17 protein-coding genes and 1 riboswitch are annotated in these 19599 nt (G+C 69.9%); of the genes, 11 read left to right on the plus strand and 6 right to left on the minus strand.

Features of this window, described 5'->3' with window-relative positions; genetic code table 11:
* Positions 1 to 127 precede the first annotated feature (127 nt).
* Positions 128 to 1081, minus strand: coding sequence for a LysR substrate-binding domain-containing protein (locus E1J61_RS06790; RefSeq protein WP_133093365.1), 954 nt, complete (start codon positions 1079 to 1081; stop codon positions 128 to 130).
* Positions 1082 to 1202: 121 nt separating this feature from the next.
* Here E1J61_RS06790 and E1J61_RS06795 point away from each other — a divergent pair, with 121 nt between their 5' ends.
* The 8 genes from E1J61_RS06795 (at position 1203) to E1J61_RS06830 (ending at position 10571) form a co-directional block, all read left to right on the plus strand.
* Positions 1203 to 3032: a gamma-glutamyltransferase family protein gene (locus E1J61_RS06795; protein ID WP_133093366.1), complete on the plus strand. Its 1830-nt coding sequence runs from the start codon at positions 1203 to 1205 to the stop codon at positions 3030 to 3032.
* A gap of 60 nt (positions 3033 to 3092) precedes the next feature.
* On the plus strand, positions 3093 to 4070 hold the full coding sequence (locus E1J61_RS06800) for a tripartite tricarboxylate transporter substrate binding protein (protein ID WP_133093367.1): 978 nt from the start codon (positions 3093 to 3095) through the stop codon (positions 4068 to 4070).
* Between the two features lies 1 nt (position 4071).
* Complete coding sequence (locus tag E1J61_RS06805) at positions 4072 to 4620, plus strand: GAF domain-containing protein (protein ID WP_371703074.1); 549 nt, start codon at positions 4072 to 4074, stop codon at positions 4618 to 4620.
* 81 nt (positions 4621 to 4701) lie between these two features.
* Positions 4702 to 4853, plus strand: a riboswitch (FMN riboswitch).
* Positions 4854 to 4928: 75 nt separating this feature from the next.
* Positions 4929 to 5438: a 6,7-dimethyl-8-ribityllumazine synthase gene (locus E1J61_RS06810; protein ID WP_133093368.1), complete on the plus strand. Its 510-nt coding sequence runs from the start codon at positions 4929 to 4931 to the stop codon at positions 5436 to 5438.
* Positions 5439 to 5620: 182 nt separating this feature from the next.
* Complete coding sequence (locus E1J61_RS06815; protein WP_133093369.1) at positions 5621 to 6352, plus strand: DUF3348 domain-containing protein; 732 nt, start codon at positions 5621 to 5623, stop codon at positions 6350 to 6352.
* 10 nt (positions 6353 to 6362) lie between these two features.
* Positions 6363 to 9239, plus strand: coding sequence for a DUF802 domain-containing protein (locus E1J61_RS06820; protein WP_133093370.1), 2877 nt, complete (start codon positions 6363 to 6365; stop codon positions 9237 to 9239).
* On the plus strand, positions 9236 to 9886 hold the full coding sequence (locus E1J61_RS06825) for an OmpA family protein (RefSeq protein WP_133093371.1): 651 nt from the start codon (positions 9236 to 9238) through the stop codon (positions 9884 to 9886). The genes E1J61_RS06820 and E1J61_RS06825 overlap by 4 nt, the downstream gene beginning before the upstream one ends.
* On the plus strand, positions 9879 to 10571 hold the full coding sequence (locus E1J61_RS06830; RefSeq protein ID WP_133093372.1) for a DUF2894 domain-containing protein: 693 nt from the start codon (positions 9879 to 9881) through the stop codon (positions 10569 to 10571). The genes E1J61_RS06825 and E1J61_RS06830 overlap by 8 nt, the downstream gene beginning before the upstream one ends.
* On the opposite strand, the gene E1J61_RS06835 is transcribed toward E1J61_RS06830, so the two are convergent.
* A complete protein-coding gene (locus E1J61_RS06835; protein WP_133093373.1) occupies positions 10568 to 11416 on the minus strand; it encodes an amidohydrolase in 849 nt (282 codons plus the stop codon). The genes E1J61_RS06830 and E1J61_RS06835 overlap by 4 nt on opposite strands.
* 121 nt (positions 11417 to 11537) lie before the next feature.
* Between E1J61_RS06835 and E1J61_RS06840 the strand changes: the two genes are divergently transcribed.
* The 3 genes from E1J61_RS06840 (at position 11538) to E1J61_RS06850 (ending at position 14380) form a co-directional block, all read left to right on the plus strand.
* Entirely contained in the window at positions 11538 to 12287 is a 750-nt protein-coding gene (locus E1J61_RS06840; protein WP_133093374.1) for a GntR family transcriptional regulator, read from the plus strand.
* Between the two features lie 49 nt (positions 12288 to 12336).
* Positions 12337 to 13323: a tripartite tricarboxylate transporter substrate binding protein gene (locus E1J61_RS06845; protein WP_133093375.1), complete on the plus strand. Its 987-nt coding sequence runs from the start codon at positions 12337 to 12339 to the stop codon at positions 13321 to 13323.
* 67 nt (positions 13324 to 13390) lie between these two features.
* On the plus strand, positions 13391 to 14380 hold the full coding sequence (locus E1J61_RS06850) for a tripartite tricarboxylate transporter substrate binding protein (protein ID WP_133093376.1): 990 nt from the start codon (positions 13391 to 13393) through the stop codon (positions 14378 to 14380).
* A gap of 72 nt (positions 14381 to 14452) precedes the next feature.
* Here E1J61_RS06850 and E1J61_RS06855 read toward each other — a convergent pair whose 3' ends face one another.
* The 4 genes from E1J61_RS06855 to E1J61_RS06870 form a co-directional block, all read right to left on the minus strand.
* Complete coding sequence (locus tag E1J61_RS06855; RefSeq protein WP_133093377.1) at positions 14453 to 15439, minus strand: tripartite tricarboxylate transporter substrate binding protein; 987 nt, start codon at positions 15437 to 15439, stop codon at positions 14453 to 14455.
* A gap of 69 nt (positions 15440 to 15508) precedes the next feature.
* Positions 15509 to 16795: a phosphopyruvate hydratase gene (gene eno / locus E1J61_RS06860; protein WP_133093378.1), complete on the minus strand. Its 1287-nt coding sequence runs from the start codon at positions 16793 to 16795 to the stop codon at positions 15509 to 15511.
* A gap of 10 nt (positions 16796 to 16805) precedes the next feature.
* Positions 16806 to 18224: a pyruvate kinase gene (gene pyk / locus E1J61_RS06865; RefSeq protein ID WP_133093379.1), complete on the minus strand. Its 1419-nt coding sequence runs from the start codon at positions 18222 to 18224 to the stop codon at positions 16806 to 16808.
* A complete protein-coding gene (locus E1J61_RS06870) occupies positions 18221 to 19531 on the minus strand; it encodes a glycerate kinase (RefSeq protein ID WP_243736812.1) in 1311 nt (436 codons plus the stop codon). Before E1J61_RS06870 ends, pyk begins: the two co-directional genes overlap by 4 nt.
* Positions 19532 to 19599: the final 68 nt, after the last annotated feature.

The following is a 19599-nucleotide window of genomic DNA, read 5'->3' on the forward strand; positions in this document are numbered from 1 at the left end:
GCGAGGCTGATTATGAGCGCGCACGCGCCATGACCGCCAGCGGTTTGCTCCCCTATCCCGCGCGAGGGAGAGGAGAGCGTATGCGAGGGGCGGAAGCAAGCTCTGATGACTGCGCAGTCCTGGCGCCCTATCCCTCCTCCCACCGCAATTTCCCCAACGCCGCCACCAGCGATACCACCACATCGTCCTCCAGCGCCTGCCGCCGCCACATCACCCCCACCGGCGGCAAGTCCCAGCTCAGCGCATGCGGCAAGGCCGCCGCGCCCCCGCCTTCGACCAGCTCGGCAGCCACCGCGCGCGGCACGATGGTGATAGCCGCCGCGTGGTTGCGCAGCAGCGTGGCCATGGTCTTGATCGAGTAGGTCTCGACGATCGGCACCGGCTGCGCCACGCCGGCCACCGCGAAGATGGTGTTGATGGTGCGCCGGATCGGCGTGTTCGGCGGCGGCAGGATCCAGTCGCGCTCGGCCAGCCGGCGCCAGTCGAGCGGCCCGCGTCCGAGCCGGCCGGCGGCCGCGGCGGGCACCACCAGCGCGGGCTCTTCGCGGTAGAGCGGCTGCTGGGCGATGTCCGCTCCGGGCGCGTAGAAGGTCCGCGCCACCACGCAATCCAGCTCATGTTCGCGCAGCGCCGCCACCAGCTCGTCGGTGGTGCCCTCGCGCACCAGCACCGAAACCCGCGGCGACTGGGTCAGGCCGAAGCTGCAGGCCGCATCGAGCACGGTGCGGCTGATGAACGGGATCACGCCGATGCGCAGCCGCCCCGACATGCCGGCGCCGATCGCCGCCAGCTCGCGCCCCAGCGCATCGGTATCCGCCAGCGTCAGCCGCGCATGCGCCAGCACCGCGCGGCCCGTGGGCGTGGGCTCCAGGCCGCGCCGGCTGCGGGTGAACAGCGGCACCATGAAGATGTCCTCGATCTCGCGCAGGGTCTTGGTGACGGCGGGCTGCGACAGGTTCAGCTCGGCCGCCACGCGCGACACCGAGCGCTGGCGCTCCAGCGCCAGCAGCAGCGGCAGGTGCCTGAGGCGCAGGCGGGAGACGAGGTTGTGGACCAGCTTGTCGGAGGCGGCTATGGGCACAGGAATCCTGCAACGGGGGCGCTAATGTCGTATTACCAAATGGTAATGCAACGATAACCAATCAGACTCTCGCGGTTATTCCACAATCCTATACTGGCTCGCATCACCGGAGTTGCAACCCATGTTCACTACCCGCCCCGAAATCGTCGGCACCTTTGGCGTTGCCGCCTCCACCCACTGGCTGGCCACGCAAACCGCCATGGGCGTGCTCGAACGCGGCGGCAATGCCTTCGATGCCGCGGCGGCGGCCGGCTTCGTGCTGCAGGTGGTCGAGCCGCACCTGAACGGCCCCGGGGGCGAAGTACCGATCCTGTTCTGGAGCGAGCGCGAGCGCCGCATGCGCACCCTGTGCGGACAGGGCCCGGCACCGGCGCTTGCCGATCCCGCCGCGTTGCGCGCGCAGGGCCTGGAGCTGATGCCGGGCATCGGGCTGGTGCCCGCCGCCGTTCCCGGCGCCTTCGGCGCGTGGCTGACGATGCTGCGCGATCACGGCACGTGGTCGCTGGCCGATGTGCTGGCGCCCGCCATCGGCTACGCGCGCGACGGCTTCCCGCTGGTGCCGCGCATCTCGCGCGCGATCCTGGCGGTGCAGGCGCTGTTCCGCGACGAATGGCACAGCTCGGCGGCCACCTGGCTGCCGGACGGCAAGGTGCCGCGCCCGGGCAGCCTGCACACGTTGCCGGCGCTGGCCGATACCTACACCCGCATCGTCGAGGATGCCCAGCGCCGCAGCGACAGCCGCACCGGCCAGATCGACGCCGCGCTGGATTGCTGGTACCGCGGCTTCGTCGCCGAGGAAATCGACGCCTACTGCCGCAACACGCCGGTGCGCGACACCACCGGCGACAAGCACACCGGCCTGCTGCGCTACGACGACATGGCCGGCTGGAGACCCGGGGAAGAGGATCCGGTCACGCTCGACTTCGGCCGCTACACGGTGGCCAAGTGCGGCATCTGGAGCCAGGGTCCGGTGTTCCTGCAGCAGCTCGGCATGCTGCGCCACGCCGGGCTGGCGCAGCATGCGCCCGATTCGCCCGAATTCGTGCACCGCATTGCCGAAGCCACCAAGCTGGCGATGGCCGATCGCCTGGCCTGGTACGGCGATCCCCGCTTCACGCAGAGCCCGCTTGCCACATTGCTCGACGACGGCTACCTGGCCGCGCGCGCGCAGCGCATCGGCGAGCGCGCGGCGCTGGCGATCGATCCCGGCACGCTCGATCGCATGGCGCCGCGCCTGCCCGACCTGGGTGTCGCCGAGCGCACGCTGCGGCAAGCCGACGTGCGCTTCGGCGTGGGCGAGCCGACCTTCGCCGAGCTGCCGCCGGTAGCCGAATGGGCCGAACGCGAGCTCTTTGTCGGCGACACCTGCCATATCGACGTGATCGACCGCCACGGCAACATGGTCGCGGCCACCCCGTCGGGCGGCTGGCTCTCGTCGAGCCCGACCATCCCGGCGCTCGGCTTCGCGCTCAATACCCGCCTGCAGATGACCTGGCTGGAGCCCGGCCTGCCCAACACGCTGGCCCCCGGCAAGCGCCCCTGCACCACGCTGTCGCCGTCGCTGGCGCTGCGCGACGGCGAGCCGTATATGGTGTTCGGCACCCCGGGCGGCGACCAGCAGGACCAGTGGTCGCTGGCATTCTTCCTGCGCCATGCGGTGCATGGCATGAACCTGCAGGAAGCAATCGATGCACCCGCGTGGCATATCGACCATTTCCCGGGCTCGTTCTGGCCGCGCCAGACCGTGCTCAACCGCATCAGCGTGGAATCGCGCTTCCCGGCGGCAACGCTGGCGGCGCTGCGCGAACGCGGGCACGAAGTCCGCGTGGGCGAACCCTGGTCAGAAGGCCGCATGTCGGCATGCTCGCGCGAACGCGACGGGCGCGGGCGGCTGGTGCTGCGCGCCGGCGCCAATCCGCGCGGCATGCAGGGCTACGCAGTGGGTCGCTGACGATTCAAATCATGACAGCGGACCGCACCAGGTCCGCGCCAGTCCCAAGGAGGAAGGAAAATGCGCGCAGTACTGAAAACCCTGCTGGGCGGCGTGGCCGCGCTGGCGATGTGCCTGGCGGCCCCGGCCGGCGCCAGCGAAGCCTGGCCGCAGAAGCCGATCACGCTGATCGTGCCCTGGGCCGCCGGCGGCTCGACCGATATCCTGGCGCGCGTGCTGTCCGAGCACCTGACGCGCTCGCTCGGCCAGCCGGTGATCGTCGACAACAAGCCGGGCGCGTCCGGCAACATCGGCTCGGCCATGGTGGCGCGCGCCAGGCCGGACGGCTACACGCTGCTGGTGGGCTCGATGAGCACCCACGCCATGAACCCGGCGCTGATGGCCAACATGCCGTTCCGCGGCGTGGATGACTTCACGCCGCTGGGCCTGCTGGCTTACGTGACCAACACCATGGTGGTCCACCCCTCGGTGCCGGCGCAGAACGTGAAGGAGCTGGTGGCCTACGCCAAGGCCAATCCGGGCAAGCTCGCCTACGCCAGCGCGGGTCCGGGCTCCACCAACCACCTCAGCGCGGTGCTGTTCGAGAAGATGGCCGGCATCCGGATGCTGCACGTGCCGTACAAGGGCGGCGCGCCGGCGGTGGTCGATACCGTGGCCGGGCAGACCCAGCTGCTGTTCTCGGCGGGCACGCAGACGCTGCCGCACGTCAAGGCAGGCAAGCTGCGCCTGCTGGCCGTGACCGAGAGCAAGCGCTCGCCGCTGCTGCCCAACGTGCCGACCGTGGCCGAGACCCTGCCCGGCTATGAGCTGGCAGTCTGGTATGGCGCCTTCGGGCCGAAGGACATGCCCGCCGAGCTGACGGCACGGCTCAATCGCGAGATCAACGCCGTGATGGCGCTGCCTGAAGTGAAAGCCAAGATGAACGCCATCGGCGTTGAAACCGCGACCTCCACGCCGCAGCAGTTCGCCACCATCCTGCGCCGCGATGCCGACCGCTACGGCAAGCTGATCCGCGAGCTGGGCATCCAGGGGGAATGAAGTGAGCCAGGCAACGCACCCGGCCCCGCAAGCCGGCGCACCGCTGGAAGACGCCGGCTCGCTGATCGCGCAGGTCAACCTGCTGTGCGACGCGCTGCGGCAGGCGCGCGGCCCCGCCGCGGCGCTCGACGCGATCGGCGCAGCCACGCTGCGCACGCTCGGCCCCGGCCTGCTGACGATCAATGCCTGGCATGCGGAGACGGCGCGGATCGAACGTCTGTGGTCATCCGACACCGCCGCCTATCCGGTCGGCGGGCACAAGACCAAGGGCGACAGCCCGTGGCGCCGGCAATTGCTGGAGCGCGGTGAGGTCTTTGTCGGCGAGGGCGATGAAGCGCTGGCGGCGGTGTTCGATGACGTGCAGGTGATCCGCAAGCTCGGGTGCACGGCGGTGGTCAATGTGCCGCTGGGCTATGAGGGCCCGGTGATCGGCACCTTCAACTACCTGGCCGATCGCGCCATCTGGTCGGCGGCGGAGGTTGCGGCGCTCAGGCTGCTGGCGGCGCTGGCGGTGGCGCCGGTGCAGGCGCTGACCGCTGCGCGCCGCTGACGGAAGCGTCCGCCCACGCCGAACGCTACTCTGCGGTATGATTCCCCCGCCGCGTTGAAAGCACAACGAAGCACAGCGCGGCAACGTTCTCAGGGCAGGGTGAAAGTCCCTACCGGCGGTGAAGGCGTCTGACGCACAAGCCCGCGAGCGCCCGGCATGCCCACATGCCGGGGTCAGCAGATTCGGTTCAAATCCGAAGCCGACGGTGATAGTCCGGATGAAAGAGAGCGAGCAAAAATGCCCCCGTCTTCACGGGGGCAAGTCTCGTGCGCCCTGATTCTGGCCAACTCCATCCGTACAGGAACACCATGAATCAGCCTGTCTCTGCATTCCAGCGCGCCACCGCACCCGCGGCCGGCTTTTCCCTCCCCGACGGCAAGCGCATTGCCTACATCCATGCCCAATGGCATGCCGATATCGTCCATCGTGCGCGCGACGCGTTCGTGGTCGAAATGGCAAAGCTCGGCGTCGCCGCGGATGCCATCGACATCTACGATGTCCCCGGGGCCTTCGAAATCCCGCTGCATGCGCAACGGCTTGCCAGGTCCGGCAAGTACGCCGCCATCGTCGCCAGCGGCTTTGTCGTCGACGGTGGCATCTACCGGCATGAATTCGTCGCCGATGCCGTCATCAGCGGCCTGATGCGCGTCCAGCTCGACACCGAGATCCCTGTGTTCTCGGCCGTGCTGACGCCGAAGAGCTTCCATGAGCACGACGAGCACCATCGCTTCTTTGCCGAGCATTTCGTGGTCAAGGGCCGCGAGGCGGCGCAGGCCTGCGTCCGCACGGTGGCGTCGCTGCAGAAGCTGGCGGCCTGATGCGTTGAAGGGCTGTGCCGCGCGGTTCATGTCCGCGGCATGTTCAGGAATCATGAACCGCGGGACTTGCTGAACGGCACGGCTCGCCCGCGGCGGCATCCGTTGCCGCCGCTCCCCTCCCCCGGATACTGCCTTCCGCCTCCCCGAGGCGTGTAAACTGCTGGCTTTTTGAATCCGGCGGTATGTCCCAAGAGCCCCGGCGCACAGGTTTCAGCGGTCCGACGCTAGTCCGGCTGCTGGCGCGCCTGACCGACGCCGACGCCCCACCTCCTGCAACGTCACTTTCGGGCCAGCTGAGCCAATGGCTGGGCTGGCCGGATGCGATCGCGTTGTCGGCGGCGCTGAAAGCCGCGCCGGGCGCGGCGCCGGCCGCTGCACGTGCCTCCGGCGCCACCGCCGAAGAGCAGGAGTGCGCACGCGTGCGCGCGGCGCTGAGCGACGCCATCGCGGGGGACAACGCCCTCGCCGCACGCCGGCGCGGGCCGGGGCGACCGTCCGAGGCCGTGGATGCGCAGGTGGACTTCGCCATCTACCGCCACCGCTACGTGTCGCAGCAGCAGTCCATGGAAACCGCGATCGGCGCCTTGCGCGGGCGGTTGCGGGCGGCGTTGTCGACGCGTGCGCCGGACATGGCCCGGCTGGCCATGGTCGATGCAGTAATGGAGCGCGTGCTGGGCGCGCGCGAGCAAAGCGTGCTCGGCAGCGTGCCGACCCTGCTGGAAGGGCATTTCCAGCGTTTGCGCCAGGCGGAAGCCGCGGTGCTGGCCGAGGCCCAGGCCGCCACAAAGCCGGCCGCCGCGCCCGGCGCGTGGCTGGCCGTGTTTCGCAAGGATATGCAAAGCGTATTGCTGGCCGAGCTGGAAATACGCTTCCAACCCGTCGAAGGATTGCTCGCCGCGCTGCGCGGCAGCTGACCAGGACCCCATGAACCGATACTTCTTCCATCTTGTTGTTTTCCTGGCGGGCCTGGCGGCCGTGTGCTGGATCGCCGCAGGCTATGCCGGCTCGAATGCGCTGGCGTTGTCGGTCACGCTGCTGATCGGCGCCTGCTACGTGGCCGGCGCGCATGAGCTGCTGCGCTACCGGCAGGGCACGCTGGGGCTGGCGCAGGCGGTGCAGGGGCTGTCCGAAGCGCCGGCAAGCCTGGATGGCTGGCTGGAGCGCCTGCCCGCGGGACTGCGCAACGCGGTGCGCCTGCGCGTCGAGGGCGAGCGCGTAGCGCTGCCGGGGCCGGCGCTGACGCCGTACCTGGTCGGCCTGCTGGTGCTGCTGGGCATGCTCGGCACGTTCCTCGGCATGGTGTCGACGCTGCGCGGCACCGGCATGGCGCTGGAAACCGCGACCGACCTGCAGGCGATCCGCGCGTCGCTGGCGGCGCCGGTGAAGGGGCTGGGCTTCGCCTTCGGCACCTCGGTGGCCGGCGTGGCCACGTCGGCCATGCTGGGGCTGCTGTCGGCCCTGTGCCGGCGCGAACGCGTGCAGGCCGCGCAGGCGCTCGATGCGCGCATCGCCACCACGCTGCGCCCCTATTCCCGCAGCCACCAGCGCGACGAGTCGTTCCGGCTGCTGCAGCGCCAGGCCGATGCCATGCCGGCGCTGGTCGACCGGCTGCAGGCCATGATGGCGACCATGGAGCAGCAGAACCAGGCCATGGCGGAGCGCCTGGCGGCCAGCCAGGAAGCCTTCCACGGCAAGACCGAAACGGTGTACACGCAGCTGGCCGCCGCGGTCGGGCAATCGCTGAAAGACAGCGTTGCCGACAGCGCGCGCGCCGCCGGCACGGCGATCCAGCCGGCCGTGGAAGCGACCATGGCCGGCCTGGCGCGCGAGACCGCCGCCATGCGCGACGCCGTCACGCAGTCCGTGCAGCAGCAGCTCGAAGGCATCTCGGCACGCTTCGAGACCTCGACCGCCGGCGTCGCCGGGATCTGGAACGAAGCGCTGGCCAGCCAGCAGCGCAGCAATGAAGTCCTGACGGGCGAACTGCGCGGCGCGCTCGACGGCTTTGCACAGGCATTCGAGCAACGTTCGGCCGGCCTGGTCGAGCAGGTCGCGGCACGGCTGGAAACAACCTCCGCCAGCACCGCGCGGGCGTGGACCGAGGCCCTGTCGCAGCAGGCCCGCACCGGCGAGAAGCTCGCCGCCGACAACCAGCAGGCGCTGGCCGCCGCCACGGCGGCATTCGAACAGCAGGCAGCGTCGCTGGTGCGCACCGTGGGCCAGTCGCACGCCGACCTGCAGGCGGGCCTGGCATCGCATGACGAGCAGCGCCTGGCTGCGTGGGCCGGCACGCTCGGCAGCATGACCGAGGCGCTGCGCCAGCAGTGGGACCAGGCCAGCGCGCAGGCCGCGAGCCGCCAGCAGGAAATCAGCGAGACGCTGGCGCAGACCGCGCGCGAGATCGCCGCGCAGGCGCAAGCGCATGCCAGCGGCACCATCGCCGAGATCGAGCGGCTGGTGCAGGCCGCCGCCGACGCCCCCAAGGCCGCGCTGGCCATGCAGGCCGAGCTGAGCGCGCGCGACGAACAACGCCTCGCAGCCTGGACCGACGCGCTTGGCAACATGGCCGCCGGACTGCGCGGGGAATGGGAACAGGCGAGCGCACAGGCCGCGAGCCGCCAGCAGGAAATCTGCGCCGCGCTGGCGCAGACTGCCAGCGACATCTCGGCGCAGGCGCAAGCCCACGCCAGCGGCACCATCGCAGAGATCGAGCGTCTGGTGCAGGCCGCCGCCGACGCGCCGAAGGCCGCGCTGGCCCTGCAGACCGAACTGAGCGCGCGCGACGAGCAACGCCTCGCAGCCTGGACCGAAGCCCTCGCCGCGATGGCCGCCACGCTGCGCCAGGAATGGCAGCAGGCGGGCGCGCAGACCGCCACCCGCCAGCAGGAAATCTGCGCAGCACTGGCGCAGACCGCGCAAGCGATTTCCACCGAAACGCAGGCGCACGCCAGCGGCACGCTGGCCGAGATCGAGCGCCTGGTGCAGGCCGCCGCAGAAGCGCCCAGGGCCGCCGCCGCGCTGCAGGCCGAGCTGGCCGCGCGCGACGAACAGCGCCTGGCCGCCTGGACCGGCCACCTCGACAGCATGGCCGCCTCGCTGCGCCAGCAATGGGAACAGGCCGGCAGCCACAGCGCCAGCCGCCAGCAGGAAATCTGCGACACGCTGGCGCAGACCGCGCGCGACATCACCGCGCAGGCCGAGGCGCACGCCAGCAGCACCATCGCCGAAGTCGCGCGCCTGATGCAGGCGTCCGCCGAAGCGCCCAGGGCCGCGGCCGAAGTCATCGCCGAACTGCGCCAGAAGCTCACCGAAGGCATGGCCCGCGACAACGCCATGCTGGAAGAGCGCAGCCGCATGCTGGAAACGCTGGGCACGCTGCTCGACGCCGTGAACCACGCCTCCACCGGCCAGCGCGCCGCGGTCGACACGCTGCTCGCGACCACGTCCGAGCTGCTGGAACGCGTCGGCGGCCGCTTCACCGAGCAGGTAGAGTCCGAGACCGGCCGCCTGGCGCAGGCCGCGGCGCAGGTCACCGGCAGCGCCGTCGAGGTGGCGAGCCTGGGCGAAGCCTTCGGCGTGGCGGTGCAGATGTTCAGCGCCTCCAACGACAAGCTCTCCGAACAGCTGCAGCGCATCGAGGCCGCGCTCGACAAGTCGATGGCGCGCAGCGATGAGCAGCTGGCCTACTACGTGGCGCAGGCGCGCGAGGTGGTCGACCTCAGCATGCTGTCGCAGAAGCAGATCCTGGAAGACCTGCAGCATCTGGGCGGCCGGCAGGCACCGCGCGCAGAGGCGGCATGAAGGACGACTACATCGACGCCGGCGCCGAGCCGACGGTGCCGGCCTGGGCGGTCTTCGGCGACCTGATGTCGGTGCTGCTGGGCGCGTTCGTGCTGGTGCTGCTGGGCGTCATCGGCGTGCAGCTCGAACTGTCGGCGCGGCTTGAGGACGAGGTGCGGCAGCGGCAGGAAGAAGCGCAGCGCCGCCAGACGCTGGAGCAGGCGCTGGCCGGCCCGCTCGCCGCCGGGCGCGTGACGCTGGTGAACGGGCGCATCGGCATCAGCGGCAGCGTGCTCTTTGCCTTGAACTCCGACCAGCTGCAGCCCGAGGGCCGCGAGCTGTTGCGCAGCCTGGCCGCACCGCTGTCGGCCTACCTGCGCACGCGCGACGAGATGCTGATGGTCAGCGGCTTCACCGACGACCAGCAGGTACGCGAGGGCAACCGCCGCTTCGCCGACAACTGGGAGCTGTCGGCGCAGCGCGCGCTGACCGTGACGCGCGCGCTGATCGATGCCGGCGTGCCGCCCGCTTCGCTGTTCTCGGCGGGCTTCGGCTCGCAGCAGCCGGTCACCGCCAATACCGATGCCGGGAGCCGCGCGAAGAACCGGCGCGTGGAAATCGCGCCGGTGCCGCGCGTAACCATGGGGACGGGGAAGCCGCGTGACTGAAGACGTCGCCGCAAGCGCACGCGCGCAGCTCGACGGCTGGCGCGACAGCGATGCCGCCGGCGTCGACCCGGTGCGCTTCCGTCTGATCGAAGCGCTGGCGCGGCGCTCGGCCGGCCATGACGGCGCGGTGCGGCAGATGCTGGATGCGCGGCTGGCGGCGCTGGTCGACAGCTACCGCGAAGCCGTGGCGCAAGACGCTGCGCGGCGCGAAACGGCCGCAGAAACCGAACAGGAAGCCACCGCAAATCCGATCGGCACGCTTGCCGGACTGGTCGGCTACATCAAGGCTAATGCGCGCGCTGCAGGGATCGCGTCCGCACCGAGCGCCCCTGCGCCGCGCGCCGCTGCACCGGCGCGCGCCGTGCGTCCCGAACCCGAGCCGGAACTGGTCGACTATTTCCGCGACACGTGGTCGCGCGTCAGCGTGAGCCGGCAGTTGCGGCAGTCGCAGGCGCAGTTGCCGGGCAATGCCGGACCGCTCAATTCCGACCACCTCGTGCATCGTGCGCTGACGCTGATGCATGAGGTGTCGCCAGGCTACCTGGAGCAGTTTTTCTCGTATGTCGAGGCGATGGCGTGGCTGGAGCAACTGCATCGCGGCGGCGCACCGGCCGAGAACGAAGCGGTGCGGGCCACCAGCGCGAAGAAGACCACCCGCGCCAGGCCGCGCAAGGCGGCGGGCTAGTCCGCCGTCCCTGGCGCGATCGCAAACCCGTAGAGCGCCGCGGCATTGCGCCAGCGCAGCGCTTCATTCAGCGAAGCCTCCGGCGGCGCGGTTCCGGGCCAGCGGCTGGTTTCCCCGCACTCCCCCGCCCGCTCCCCGGCTTCATGATTGGTCCACGGCCAATCGCTGCCCCAAAGCAGCCGGTCGGCACCGGCCACTTCCAGCCAGCGCTGCGCCAGTTCGCGCCACGCCCCCGGCGCCACCAACCGGTATGGCGCGCTGAACTTGACCCACACCTGCCGACGCGCTCGCACCGCCGCGGCCACGCTGAACACCGGGTCCGCCACGCCCGCCGCGCCCGGCCTGCCAAAATGGTCGAGCACCACCGGTACGCCTGACTCGCCCAGTACGCCATCCAGCGCGGTCAGCACCGCGCTGCCGTCGCCGTTGTCGGTATGGAGCTCGACATGCCAGCCCAGCGCGGCGATACGTGCGAACAATGCGCGCCACGGCGCTGTGCCGATGCGCTGCCAGCCGGGATCGCGATAGAGGTTCAACCGGATGCCGCGCACGCCGGCGTCGTCCAGTTCGCGCAATGCCGCATCGGATACGTCGGGATCGACCACCGCGACGCCGCGCAGCCGCGCCGGCATGGCGCGCAGCGCCGCCAGCAGCGCGGAGTTGTCGGTGCCGAGGAAGCTGGTCTGCACCACCACCCCGAACGGATCGCCAAGCGCCCCGGCCAGCAGCCGCCAGTCCGGCAGCGTGGCGGCATACGGGGGCCGGTAGCGGGCGGAGGGCGCTGCCGGGCCGGCATCGAAGATATGGAAGTGGCAGTCCACCACCGGCGTTTCGGGTTGATTCATCTGTCTGCCCTGCTGTGTCCGCGGGTAATTCCGGATAGGGGAAGCAAGCCCGCGTCAGTATTCTAGTCCTCTAGAGGACATGGACAACAATTTAGCACGGCTCCAGACCGACGGACAACCGATGGCGGACATTGACCTGCTTCAGAAAATCACCAGCGCGGCCGGCCTGAGCCGGTATGGCCAGATCGCCGCACAGCTCCAGGCGCGCATTGTTTCTGGCGACTGGCCGCCGGGCGAGGCGATACCCGCCGAGGGCGCCCTGGCGAAAGAATTCGGCATCGCGCTGGGAACGATCCGACAGGCGATCGCCGTGCTGGTGCAGGAAGGGCTGCTGGAACGCGTGCAGGGCCGGGGCACCTTTGTGCGCAAGGGCCTGACCGGCGCCAGCCCGATGCGTTTCTTCCGCTTCGGCGGCGCCGACGGTGACGCCAAGGCGCCGCGCTCGGAAATCCTGTCGTGCCGCGCCGTGCGCCTGGACAAGGCCATGGCGGAGCGCTTCGAACTGCCATCCGGAGCGCGCGGCCTGGCGATCACGCGCCGCCGCTGGCTGGACGACAAGCCGCGCCTGCTGGAATCGATCTGGCTGCCGCTGCCGCGTTGCGAAGCGCTGCAGCAGTTGCCGGTATGGGAATGGGGCGACCTGCTGTATCCGCTGCTCGGCAGCCAGTGCGGCATCACCGTGCACCGCGCGGTCGACGAGGTCACCTTCCGCACGCTGGCGCATGACGAGGCCGAATTGCTGGAACTGCCGGATGCGCACCCCTGCGCGGTGGTGACCCGGCACGCCTTCGACCTGCGCGGCACCTGCATCGAATACCGGCTGACCCGGGGCGATGCCTTCGCTTTTCGCTATACCGCTGACATCCGCTGATTGTCTGCTAGCCATCCGATACCTGATCCGCATCCGAGGAGACCGTTTCATGCATTCCATCAAGGCGCTGGGCGCGGCCATCGGCGCCGCCGGCATCCTGCTGCAACTTGCGCCGGCGCAGGCCGCCGAGAGCGCCGCCACGTGGCCGTCGCGGCCCATCACGATCGTGGTCACGTATCCGCCGGGCGGCGGCGCCGACCTGATGGCACGGCTGATCGCGCCGGGCCTCGGCCGCGAGCTCGGCCAGTCGGTGGTGGTGGAGAACCGCCCCGGCGCCGGCGGCCAGATCGGCGCGGCCTATGTCGCCAAGGCGGCGCCCGACGGCTATACGGTGATGGTCGATGCCTCTTCCTACGCCGTGAATCCCAGCCTCTACGCCAGGCTGCCCTACGACCCGGCCAAGGCGTTCAAGCCCGTCGGCGTGCTGGCGCGCTATCCCAACGTGCTGGTTTCCACTGCCAGCTTCCCGGCCACCAAGGTCGGCGACGTGCTGGCGATGGCGAAGCAGAACCCCGGTTCGGTAGCGTTTGCCTCATCCGGCAATGGCTCGGCGCAGCACCTGGCGGGCGTGCTGTTCGAACAGCGCGCGGGGGTGGACCTGCTGCACGTGCCTTACAAGGGCGGCGGCCCGGCCATGACCGATGTCATCGCCGGGCAGGTGCCGCTGTTCTTCGCCAATGTTGCATCGAGCCTGCAGCACATCAAGGCCGGCAAGCTCAAGCCGCTGGCGGTCACCAGCCACCAGCGCACCAACGCGCTGCCGGGCGTGCCGACGATGCAGGAGGCCGGCGTGCCCGGCTATGAAGTCTATGAGTGGAACGCAGCCTTCCTGCCGGCTGCCACGCCCGAACCGATCGTCGCCAAATTTGCCGAGGCGTTGCAGAAGGTGATGCACAGCCCCGAGACGCGGCAGCGCGTGACCGAACTTGGCGGCGAGGTGGTGGCCGCGCCGCCGGCACAGGCGCAGCAATTCATCGACGGCCAGGCCCGGCTGTGGGCCAAGGTGATCAAAGACGGCAACGTCAAGCCTGAATGATCGCCGGCATCGCCAGCCGCGGCGCAATCGCCGCAATCACTACGACCGGATACCCACGGAGACCCGCATGACCCGCATCAACCACACCCGCCGCCAGTTGCTGCAAGCGACCGCGGCACTCGGCGCCAGCGCCCTCTTCCCCACGCTCGCCCGCGCCCAGGCGTGGCCGGCCAAGCCGGTCCGGCTGGTAGTGCCGTTCGCGCCGGGCGGCAGCTCGGAAATCGTCGCGCGCTCCACCGCGGCGGAACTGACCAAGCTGCTGGGCGTGTCGGTGTTCGTGGAAAACAAGCCGGGCGCCGCCGGCAATATCGCCATGGGCGAAGTGGCGCGCGCCGAAGACAACCATACGCTGATCCTCGGCCATATCGGCACGCTGGCGGTGAACCCGTTCATCTTCCCCAAGCTGCCCTACGACCCGATCAAGGACTTCCGCCCGATCTCGCTGCTGTCCAAGGTGCCGAGCCTGTACGTGGTGCATCCCGACGTGCCGGCGAAGAACCTGAAGGAATTCGTGGCGCTGGCCAAGAGCAAGCCGGGCAAGCTCAACTACGGCTCGGCCGGCAATGGCAGCGCCGGGCACCTGGCTTTCGAGTACCTGAAGGCGGCGACCGGCACCTTCATCACGCACGTGCCGTACCGCGGCAGCGGCCCGCAGATCACCGACCTGCTCTCCGGTCGGCTGGAAGCGGCCGCCGTGGGCGCGCCGGCAATCCTGCAGTTCATCAAGACCGGCAAGGTGCGCTGCATCGCCACCGGCACCACGCAGCGCATTCCGCAGCTGCCGGATGTACCGACCGTGGCCGAGCAAGGGTATCCCGGGTTCGAGATGACGCAGTGGTATGGGCTGCTCGCGCCCGCAACGCTGCCGCAGGCGGCCGCGGACAAGCTGGCGGATGCGACCATCAAGGCCGTCAAGAGCCAGAGCTCGGTCGAGCGGCTGAGCGCGGACGCGGCCATCGTGGTGGGCAATACGCCGGCGGAGTTTGCACGGTTTATCGCGCAGGAGCAGCAGCGCTGGAAGCCGATCATTGCGCGGGCGCAGATCAAGCCGGATTGAGTGGCTTCCGGAGGATGCTATGTTTGCTCCCTCTCCCGCTTGCGGGAGAGGGAGCAAACCGCGGGGCAGCATCTATTCGATCGTCACCTTCCCGTCCTTCACCAGCTTTGCGAACTTCACCGTCTCATCCTGGATGCGGCGCGCGAATTCCTTCGGCGTGCTGGTCATCGGCTCGGCGCCGATGGCCTGCATGCGCTGCTGGAAATCCGGCGATTTCACGATCCTGACGATCTCGGCGTTGAGGCGCGTCACGACCGGCTCCGGCGTGGCGACCGGCGCCATCACGCCGAACCACGTGCCGATGTCGAATCCCTTCAGGCCGGCCTCTTCCAGCGTCGGCACGTCGGGCAGCACGGTCGAACGCTTCGCCGTGGTCACCGCCAGTGCACGCAGCTTGCCCGACTTGATGTGCTGCAGCACCGGCGTCAGCGTGTCGAACGACATGGTCACCTGCCCGCCAAGCAGGTCGGTGGTCAGCGGACCACTGCCCTTGTAAGGCACGTGCAGCAGCGGCGCGCCGGTGGCGGCCTGGAACTGCGTGCCGATCAGGTGCTGCGCGGTGCCGTTGCCGTTGGAACCGTAGGCAAACTCGGGCGAGGCGCGCTTGGCCAGCGCCACCAGTTCGCTGACAGTCTTCGCCGGCGTCTTCGCGGCGTTGATCACCAGCACATTGGGCACCATCGCCACCGGGGCCACCGGCGCGAGGTCTTTCTCGAAGCTATAGGGAAGCTTCTTGTACACGCTGGTGGCGATGGTGTGGTGCACCGCGCCCATCAGCAGCGTGTAGCCGTCCGGCTTGTTCTTGGCGACATAGTCGGCGCCGACCGTGGCGCCTGCGCCAGGCCGGTTCTCGACGATCACCGGCTGGCCGAGGCTTTTGGAAAGCTGGTCGCCCAGCGCGCGCGCCAGCACGTCGGTGGTGCCGCCCGAAGGGAACGGCACGACCAGCGTAATTGGCTTGGCCGGCCAGGCTTGCGCCATGGCGCCACCGCTGAGGGCGAGGCCGGCGGCGGCCAGGGTCAATGCCGATACGCGGCGCAGAAAGTCGGTTGCATGCATGTCTTGTCTCCTGTCTGATGGATTCTCAGCAAGCCTTCATGGCTTGTCTGTCGGTTGCTGCTTCGGCCACTAGCGCAGTTGTCGCAGCGCACTGCTGCCGGCGAAGGCCGCGGCGCAGCCCAGCTCCGCTTCGATGCACAGCAGCCGGTTGTACTTGGCCACGCGGTCGGAACGGCTGAGCGAGCCGGTCTTGATCTGCGTGGCCGCGGTGCATACGCTCAGGTCGGCAATGGTGGTGTCCTCGGTCTCGCCGGAGCGGTGCGAGATCACCGACGCATAGCCGGCACGCTCGGCCACGTCGATGGCCTGCAGCGTCTCGGTCAGCGTGCCGATCTGGTTGGGCTTGATCAGGATCGCGTTGGCAACGCCCAGCGCGATGCCTTCGGACAGGATCGCGGCGTTGGTGACGAACAGGTCGTCGCCTACCAGCTGCACCTGCGCGCCGAGTTTCTCAGTCAGAAGCCGCCAGCCCCGCCAGTCCTGCTCGGCCATGCCGTCTTCGATGGTGACGATGGGATACTGGCGCACCCAGCCAGCCAGCAGGTCGGCAAAGCCTTCGGCGTCGTAGCTGCGGCCTTCCGACGCCAGCACGTAGCGGCCCTCGGCATGGAACTCCGAGCTGGCCACGTCCAGGCCCAGCGCGATATCGCGGCCGGCCCCGAAGCCGGCGGCCTCCACCGCTTGCAGGATCACTTCCAGCGCATGCTCGTTCGAGGCCAGGTCCGGGGCAAAGCCGCCCTCGTCGCCGACCGCGGTGGAAAAGCCGCGCTCGCGCAGCACGCGCTTGAGCGTATGGAACACCTCGGCGCCCCAGCGCAGCGCTTCGGAAAAACTGGGCGCGCCCACGGGCAGGATCATGAATTCCTGCATGTCGACGCTGTTGTCGGCATGCGCACCGCCGTTGATGATGTTCATCATCGGCAAGGGCAGGCGCGTCTCGGCGCGCCCTGCCCCAAGCGAGCGGTACAGCGGCACGCCCGCCGACGCCGCAGCCGCCCGCGCGGTGGCGAGCGAAACCGCGAGCAACGCATTGGCGCCGAGGCGCGACTTGTCGGCGGTGCCGTCCAGCCGGATCAGGCACGCATCCACTTCGTCCTGGTCCGCTGCCTGCATGCCGGCGAGCGTGCGGGCGATATCGACATTGATATGCTGCACGGCCTTGCGCACGCCCTTGCCGAGATAGCGGCGCGGATCGCCGTCGCGCAGCTCCAGCGCCTCGCGCGAGCCGGTGGAGGCGCCCGACGGTGCTGCCGCGAACCCTTGCGCGCCATCGGCCAGCAGCACGCGCGCGGCCACGGTGGGATTGCCGCGCGAGTCGAGGATCTCGTAGCCGAGGATTTCCTTGATGACAGCCATCTCGCTCCCCCTACTGGACCTGCGCGATGCGCAGCAGGTTGGTCGTGCCCGCGACGGTAAAGGGCAGCCCCGCCGAGATCACGATCGACTGGCCGGCCGCGCCGAACTGCTCCTTGAGCACGGTGCGGCTGGCCACTTCGGTCATCTCCACCACGTCGACCACTTCATGGCAGAGCACCGCGTGCACGCCCCACGCCAGCGCGAGGCGGCGCGCGGTGGCAAGCCGCGGCGTCATGCCGAGGATCGGCACCTCGGGCCGTTCGCGCGCCATGCGCAGCGCGGAATAGCCGGAGCTGGTATAGGCTACCGCCGCGGGCGCGCCCAGCAGGCTGGCCACGTGCCGCACGGCGTAGCCGATGGCGTCGGCAGCGTCGGCACGCGGCGCCGAATGCGAGGCCTGGATGGCTTCGTGGTAGTGCGGGTCGGATTCGGTGCGGGTGATGATGCTGTCCATCATCTTCACCGCTTCCACCGGATAGCGGCCCGACGCCGATTCCGCGGACAGCATCACTGCGTCGGCGCCGTCATAGATGGCGGTGGCGACGTCGGATGCCTCGGCGCGGGTCGGCACCGGTGCGGCCACCATCGACTCCAGCATTTGCGTGGCCACTATCACCGGCTTGCCGGCCTTGCGGCAGGCGCGCACGATGCGCTTCTGCAGCGACGGCACCTGTTCGGCAGGCATTTCCACGCCGAGGTCGCCGCGTGCCACCATGATTGCGTCGGACGCCTCGACGATCGCCTCCAGGCTCCGGATCGCGGCCGGCTTCTCCAGCTTGGCGACGATGCCGGCGCGGCCGTCGACGATCTGGCGGATCTCCTCGATATCCTCGGCGCGCTGCACGAACGACAGCGCCACCCAGTCCACCCCGAGCGACAGCCCGAAGTCCAGGTCGGCGCGGTCCTTTTCGGTCATGGCCGACAGCGGCAGCACCACGCCCGGCACGTTGACGCCCTTGCGGTCGGACAGCGTGCCGCCGTTGACGACCACGGTCTCGGCATAGTCGGCGCCGCAGCGCTCCACGCGCAGCCGCACCCGGCCGTCGTCGACCAGCAGTTCCGCGCCCGGCTGCAGCGCCGCGAAGATTTCCGGATGCGGCAGGCTCACGCGCTGCGCGCTTCCGGGCACGGACGCATCCAGATCGAGCCGGAATGCTGCCTGCGCCGCCACTTGCACCGGACCCTCGGCAAAGGTGCCGATGCGCAGCTTGGGACCCTGCAGGTCGAGCAGCACGCCGATCGGGCGGCCGCGTTCCTGTTCGATCGCGCGGATGGCGTGCAGGCGCTGCTTGTGGTCTTCATGCGAGCCATGGCTGAAGTTGAGCCGGAACACATCGGCTCCCGCATCGAACAGCTGGCCGATGGTGGCCGGATCCGAACTGGCGGGCCCGAGCGTGGCCACGATCTTTGCGTTGCGAAGGCGTCTCATGTGTTGGCTCCGGAAGCGCGCGTCAGCACGATCGCGCGGAAATCATTGACATTGGTCAGCGTGGGGCCGGTCACGACCGCGTCCCCCAGCGCCTCGAAGAATCCATGGCCGTCGTTGGCGGCCAGGGCGTCCTGCGGGTTCAGGCCGGCGCGCCATGCGCGCTCGAGCGTGTCAGGGCCGATCACCGCACCGGCGATCTCTTCCTGCCCGTCGACGCCGTCGGTGTCGCCGGCGATGGCATGGATGCCGGCCTCGCCGCGCAGGGCCAGCGCCAGCGACAGCAGGAACTCGACATTGCGGCCGCCCCGGCCGTTGCCGCGCACGGTGACCGTGGTCTCGCCGCCGGACAGCAGCACGCACGGCGCGGCAAAGGGCTGGCCGTGCCTGGCCGCCGCCAGCGCGATGGCGCCCAGCACCTTGCCAACCTCGCGGGCCTCGCCCTCGATGGCGTCGCCGAGCACATGCACGGCATAGCCGGCGTCGCGGCCCGCTTGCGCAGCGGCCTGCAGCGCCAGCCGCGGCGTGGCGATCCACTCGGTGCGGATGCGCGGCAGGCGCGGGTCGCCGGGCTTGGGCGTCTCGGCCGCGTCGGACTGCAGCGCCGCCAGCACGTGGGCAGGCAGGTCGATGGCGTAGCGCCTGACGATGGCCAGCGCATCGGCGCACGTGGTCGGGTCGGGCACTGTCGGGCCGGAGGCGACGTCGATGGCGTCGTCGCCCGGCACGTCGGAAATCAGCAGGTTCAGCACCTGCGCGGGGTAGCACGCGGCGGCCAGCCTGCCGCCCTTGATCGCGGACAGGTGGCGGCGCACGCAGTTCATCTCGGAGATGGTCGCCCCCGACTTGAGCAGCGCGCGGTTCACCTGCTGCTTGTCGTCCAGCGTGATGCCGGCCAGCGGCAGCGGCAGCAGCGACGAGCCGCCGCCGGAGACCAGGCAGATCACGAGGTCGTCCTCGCTGAGGCCGGACACCAGTTCCAGCATGCGGCGCGAGGCGGCCAGCCCGGCATCGTCCGGCACCGGGTGCGCGGCTTCGACGATCTCGATGCGCGCGCAAGGCACCGCGTAGCCGTAGCGCGTCACCACCAGCCCCTGCAGCGGGCCTGGCCACGCTGCTTCCAGCGCTGCGGCCATGGCCGCAGAGGCCTTGCCGGCACCGATGACGATGGTGCGGCCGCGCGGCGCTGCGGGCAGGTGGCGCGCCAGCGTGCGTGCCGGCTGCGCGGCGGCGATGGCCGCGTCGAACATGCGCCGCAGCAGCTCGTCGGGATCGATCGTTGGCATGGTCACGGCGCGCTCATGGATCATGGCTGTTTCCTGCTGATTCGGTGTTTCATAAGGCAAACGCTCCCCGGGCACAGCTCTGGGCGTGCTGC

This window comes from Cupriavidus sp. L7L (assembly GCF_004353535.1).
Classification (GTDB): Bacteria; Pseudomonadota; Gammaproteobacteria; order Burkholderiales; family Burkholderiaceae; genus Cupriavidus; species Cupriavidus oxalaticus_A.